This is a genomic window from Anaeromyxobacter sp. SG17, assembly GCF_022690695.1.
GTDB lineage: Bacteria > Myxococcota > Myxococcia > Myxococcales > Anaeromyxobacteraceae > Anaeromyxobacter > Anaeromyxobacter soli.
Window position 1 is genome coordinate 1 of the sequence record NZ_JALCYX010000138.1, and the last position, 5,234, is coordinate 5,234.

At 71.2% G+C, this 5,234-nt stretch carries 6 protein-coding genes; all 6 read left to right on the forward strand.

Features of this window, described 5'->3' with window-relative positions; all coding sequences use genetic code 11:
• Positions 1–388 precede the first annotated feature (388 nt).
• The 6 genes from MNY60_RS23285 to MNY60_RS23310 all read left to right on the forward strand — a co-directional run bounded on the left by MNY60_RS23285 (position 389) and on the right by MNY60_RS23310 (position 5,109).
• Complete coding sequence (locus MNY60_RS23285) at positions 389–700, forward strand: YbaB/EbfC family nucleoid-associated protein (protein ID WP_242341461.1); 312 nt, start codon at positions 389–391, stop codon at positions 698–700.
• Between the two features lie 2 nt (positions 701–702).
• Positions 703–1,299, forward strand: a complete 597-nt coding sequence (recR, locus tag MNY60_RS23290; protein WP_242362026.1) for a recombination mediator RecR — start codon at positions 703–705, stop codon at positions 1,297–1,299.
• A 169-nt stretch (positions 1,300–1,468) separates the two neighbouring features.
• The gene (locus MNY60_RS23295; protein WP_242362028.1) at positions 1,469–1,948 is read left to right on the forward strand and encodes a roadblock/LC7 domain-containing protein; all 480 of its coding nucleotides are present in this window, start codon (positions 1,469–1,471) and stop codon (positions 1,946–1,948) included.
• A gap of 2 nt (positions 1,949–1,950) precedes the next feature.
• The gene (locus tag MNY60_RS23300) at positions 1,951–2,538 is read left to right on the forward strand and encodes an ATP/GTP-binding protein (protein WP_242341458.1); all 588 of its coding nucleotides are present in this window, start codon (positions 1,951–1,953) and stop codon (positions 2,536–2,538) included.
• 115 nt (positions 2,539–2,653) lie between these two features.
• Positions 2,654–3,253: a hypothetical protein gene (locus MNY60_RS23305; protein WP_242341457.1), complete on the forward strand. Its 600-nt coding sequence runs from the start codon at positions 2,654–2,656 to the stop codon at positions 3,251–3,253.
• Between the two features lie 299 nt (positions 3,254–3,552).
• Positions 3,553–5,109, forward strand: coding sequence for a tetratricopeptide repeat protein (locus tag MNY60_RS23310; RefSeq protein ID WP_242341456.1), 1,557 nt, complete (start codon positions 3,553–3,555; stop codon positions 5,107–5,109).
• Positions 5,110–5,234 lie beyond the last annotated feature (125 nt).

A 5,234-nucleotide genomic window follows, 5' to 3' on the forward strand; every position in this document is an offset into this window, starting at 1 on the left:
CCCCCCGCGTCGATCGCCGCGGCCGAGGCCGCCGAGCGCCAGGCGCGCAGCGCGAGCGTCCGTGAAGCCGCCCGGAACCACCCCAACATCCGCGAGGCCGCGCGCATCCTCGAGGGCGGCATCGAGAAGATCGAGGAGCTCTGAACGGCCGATCATGATTCGCGAACAGGCGAGCAAAGCGAGCCCGCCGGGGCGACGCAGCGGAAGCGGCGAAGCCGCTCGCGGCGGCGCACGGGACCCGGCGAGCAGGGGTGGGGCCCCGACGAGCTTCGCTCGGCGGGGCGGGGGCGCAGCCCCCGTTCTAACATCGCTGAACGACGGCGTGCGTACCGTCCCCCAAGGGGCTGGCGGAGCACCAACCCGCCGGTAGCGGCTCCAGGAGCGACGAATGGACATCCAGTACCTCATGCGTCAGGCCAAGAAGCTCGAGAAGGCGATGGCCGACGCGAAGGAGCAGCTCGCCGGGGTCTCGGTCGAGGCCGAGAGCGGCGGGGGGCTCGTGAAGGTCACCATGAACGGGAAGTGCGAGGTGACCCGCCTCGTCGTCGACCCGAAGGCCGTCGATCCCGCCGACAAGGGGATGCTCGAGGACCTCCTGACCGCCGCCGTGAACGCCGCCGTCGAGAAGGCGCGCGCCGCGGCCGACGAGCACCTGTCCAAGGCGACCGGCGGCATCAAGATCCCCGGGGTCGTCGGGTAGCCATGGCGGTCGCGGATCCCATCGCACGGCTCGTGAAGGAGCTCGCGAGGCTGCCGGGCATCGGCGAGAAGACCGCCCAGCGCCTCGCGTTCCACATCCTCAAGGCCGGTCCGGCCTACGCGGGCGAGCTCGCCGGCGCCATCGCGGGGGTGGTCCGCGACGTCCGGCTCTGCTCGGGCTGCCAGACGCTCACGGACAAGGACCCGTGCGCCGTCTGCGCCGACCCGCGGCGCGATCCCAGGATCATCTGCGTCGTCGAGGGCGTCCCCGATCTCCTCGCCATCGAGCGCACCCACGAGTTCCGCGGCCGATATCACGTGCTCCACGGCGCCCTGTCGCCGCTCGACGGGATCGGCCCCTCGGAGCTCAAGATCCGCGAGCTCCTCGTGCGGCTCGAGCGCGAGCCCGCCGACGAGATCGTCGTCGCCACGAACCCCGACGTCGAGGGAGAGGCGACCGCGCTGTACCTCTCGAAGCTCCTGAAGCCGCTCGGGGTGAAGGTCTCCCGCATCGCTCAAGGAATTCCCATGGGCGGTGATCTCGAATACGCTGACCAGGTGACGCTGGCGCGCGCGCTCGCCGGTCGCCGCGAGCTCTGAGCGCATCGCTCGGTTCGTGCGGGGCCCGGTCGACGTACGCTCATGGTGAGCCCGTCGAACCATGCGACAGCCGGCTACACCGCTCGCGGCGCCGTGGCCGCCGGATTGAAAGGGGCGAGGTTCCCTGGTATTTCGCCATGGACTCGGACCTTCGCGGAGCCCAGCGCGCATGAATTCCGGCTTGGTGATGTACGAGGAGGAGTTCCGGCTCATCGCCGGGATCTGCGAACGGCTCACCCGCGACGCGAACGCCAAGGTCGTCTTCCTCGTCGACAAGAACGGTCAGCTCATCTCCTCGAGCGGACAGGCGCAGAACCTCGACACGACCTCGCTCGCCTCGCTCACCGCGGGGAACGTCGCCGCCATGGGCGGCCTCGCGAAGCTCATCGGCGAGAAGGAGTTCCCGAACCAGTTCCACGAGGGGGAGCGCGAGTCGCTCCACATGAGCATCGTGGGCGGCCGGGTGGTGCTCGTCGTCATCTTCGACGCGAAGAGCTCCCTGGGGCTCGTGCGCCTCCGGGTGAAGAAGGCCGGCGAGGAGCTCGGGAAGGTCTTCGACGGGCTCGCGAAGAAACAGACGGCGCCTGGCGCGGCGAGCCCGTTCGCCGAGATCACCGACGACGACATCGACAACCTCTTCAGCGAGTGATCATGAGCTTCATCAACTACAGCTCGCGCGAGATCAACTGCAAGATCGTGTATTACGGCCCGGGTCTCTGCGGGAAGACGACGAACCTCCAGTACGTCTACGCGAAGACCAACCCCGACGCGAAGGGCAAGATGATCTCCCTCGCGACCGAGACGGAGCGGACGCTCTTCTTCGACTTCCTGCCGCTGTCGCTCGGTGAGATCCGCGGCTTCAAGACCCGCTTCCACCTCTACACGGTGCCGGGCCAGGTGTTCTACGACGCCTCCCGCAAGCTCATCCTGAAGGGCGTCGACGGGGTGGTGTTCGTCGCCGACTCGCAGATCGAGCGCATGGAGGCGAACCTCGAGTCGGTCGAGAACCTGCGCGTGAACCTCGGCGAGCAGGGCTACGATCTCGACAAGATCCCGTACGTCGTCCAGTACAACAAGCGCGACCTCCCGAACGTCGCCACGGTCGACGAGCTGCGCCGGCTCATCAACCCGCGCGGCGTCCCCGAGTACCAGGCGGTCGCGCCGACCGGCGTGGGCGTCTTCGACACCCTCAAGGCGGTCGCGAAGCTCGTCCTGACCGAGCTGAAGCGGGGCGCTTAGCCCCTCGTTCCACCCGCCGGAGCCGAGGCCGGGCGGTCTCCGCGTGCTATAACGACCCAGAGTCGAACGCGACCCGGAAACGGAGCGCGCTCGGCTCGGGGAGGGGAGCGACGCGGTGCGAGTCCGGTGCCTCATCGCCCTCGGTGCCGTCGCGCTCCCGGCGCTCGTGACCGCGCAGGACGCCCCGCCCCCGGTGCGCACGCTCGAGGAGCGGGTCTCGGGCCTGCACGGCAAGCTCGCGCCGGCGAACGCGCGGCTGCGGGATCTCTACGAGCGGGTGGGGGCGGAGCTCGCCGCGGGGACGCGCGCCGTGCTCCTCCACCGCGACGAGCTCGGTCCCGCCTACGCGCTCGAGTCGGCCTCGTACGCGCTCGACGGCGCGGCGCCCGACGCGCCGCCGCCGACGGCCACCGCCCGAGGGGTGGCGGCGGAGATCCTCGATCGACGGGTGGCCGCGGGCGCGCACCGGGTCTCCGCGGAGCTCGTGTACCGCGTGCGCTCGAGCCCGGACGGCACGCCTCGGCGGCTCGACGTTCGCTCGTCCTACGCCTTCGACGCCCGGCCGGGGATGGTCACACGCGTCACGCTCGTCACCTACGACCGCGGCGGTCCGGAGGCGGAGGAGGAGCGCGCCGCGGTCCGGTTCGAGCTCGTGGTCGAGGGCGAGGCGGCCGCCGAGGGCGCTCCCGCCGAAGGCGACCCTGCCCGGCCGTGACCCGTCGTGTACGCGTGCCCCGGTCACCGGCGACGGTACGCCGCGCCGCGTACCGGTCGGGGCGGTCCTCCTCCGGCCTCCGAGGATCGCGCGTGCCGCAGGAGCGGGAACGCGATAAACGGAACGAGGCGCCGCGCGCCGAGCGCGGTATGTTACGCCACCTTCGTTCGGCAGGTGCGCGTCGTCGGTCGGCCGGGCCTTGCGCCCGCCGCGAGGCGGCACCGGTCTCGGAGGGGCGCCGTGCGACGGGCGAGCCCGGGGCGGCACGGATCAAAACGGTAGCCAGAGAGGTGCACGACATGACTTCCAAGATGCGGATCTCGATCGTCCTCATCGCTCTCGCCACGGCTTGCGCGACGGGCGGCGGCGGCGGCGGCAAGGGCCGGGCCTCGCGGTTCTACCCGGCGACCTACAAGCTCCCCGCCGAGAGCCAGCTCGACGATGCCGAGCGCGGGAAGATCCGCGACGCGCGCACGCACTACGAGCGGGGGCTCGTCGCCCAGCAGTCCGGCAACGTGGACCAGGCGCGCGCGGAGTGGACCACCGCCGCCGAGAACTACGTGCAGTTCGCCGACCAGTTCCAGTCCTCCGAGTGGCGGATGCCGGTGCGCTACCGCGCCGCCGAGCTCCTCATGCAGGGCATGCAGTTCGAGCGCGCCGCCGAGCAGGCCCAGAAGGTCGCGTCCGACCCCGAGGCGGACGCGGCGTCCAAGGCTGTCGCCGGACGGCTCGCGGCCGGCGCCTGGCTCAACGCGGCCAACCAGAAGGTGAAGGCGAACCAGCTCGAGCCGATCAAGCTCGCGAACGCCGATCAGCGCCGCGGCGAGCCGCTCAAGCCCCGCGTCCCGCCGGGCGAGTGGAAGCGCTTCGTCGACGCCACCGACGTGTACCTGCAGAACCTCGACGCCGACCCCGAGCTGAAGAAGCCCGCCGCCGAGCGCCGTGGCGGTCTCCCGCCCGCCCAGCTCGCGCTCATCGGCGCCGAGGTGGAGTACGCGTTCGACAACATGGAGGACGCGCGCCACCGCTTCGACGAGATCCTGAAGCGCTGGCCGAACGAGGCCGACGTGCTGGAGAGCGCCGTCCCGCTGTACCTCCAGACCTTCCTCTACGCGAACGACGAGGCGGGCTACCAGGCCGAGGTCGCGCGCGTCCGCCAGCTGGTCGAGGCGCAGGTGCAGAAGGCGACCGACCCGAAGGAGAAGGAGAGCTTCGCCAAGGTGACCGAGTCGCTCTCCCGGGCCGAGGCGGGCACCCAGTTCGCCGCCGCGCAGAAGCTCCTCGACGAGGGCAAGCCCGCGGACGCCGCCCAGGCGTTCGAGAAGCTCGCGTCCGATCCGAAGGGAGGCGACGCCGCGAACGCGCTGCACAACGCCGCCGTCGCGTGGGACAAGGCGGGCAAGGTGGAGCGCGCCGCGGAGGTCCGCGAGCGGATCCTGAAGGAGTACGGCGACTCGAGGGTCGCGCCGAACAACATGCTCCTCCTCGCCGTCTACAAGTCGAAGAAGAACGACCACACGGGCGCGGCGAAGATGTACGAGGAGTTCCTGCAGAAGAACCCCGAGTCGCCGAACCGCTGCGTGGCGCTCCAGAACGTCGCCTCCGAGCTCGACATGGCGAAGAAGCTGGCGCCGGCCGCCGAGCGCTACGTCGTCTTCGGCAAGGACGAGAAGTGCGCGTCCGCCGACGCGAACGTCGCCGCCCGGGCGCTGTACCGCGCCGGGCGCCTCTTCGAGGACGCGAAGCAGAAGGCGAAGGCGAAGGAGGCGTACGCCGCCGCCGTCGCGATGAAGGGCGTGACCGACACGGTCGCGAAGAGCCAGGTCGACGACGCGAAGCGCCGGATGGCCAAGTAGCGAAGCCGCGCGCCGCGCCGCGGCGCCCGGAGCCTCACCCCGCGCCCGCGCCGCTCCCGTGAATGGGAGGGCGCGGGCGCGGTGCTTTCGCGGGGCCGCGCCCCGATCGGCCGGCATGCTCGACG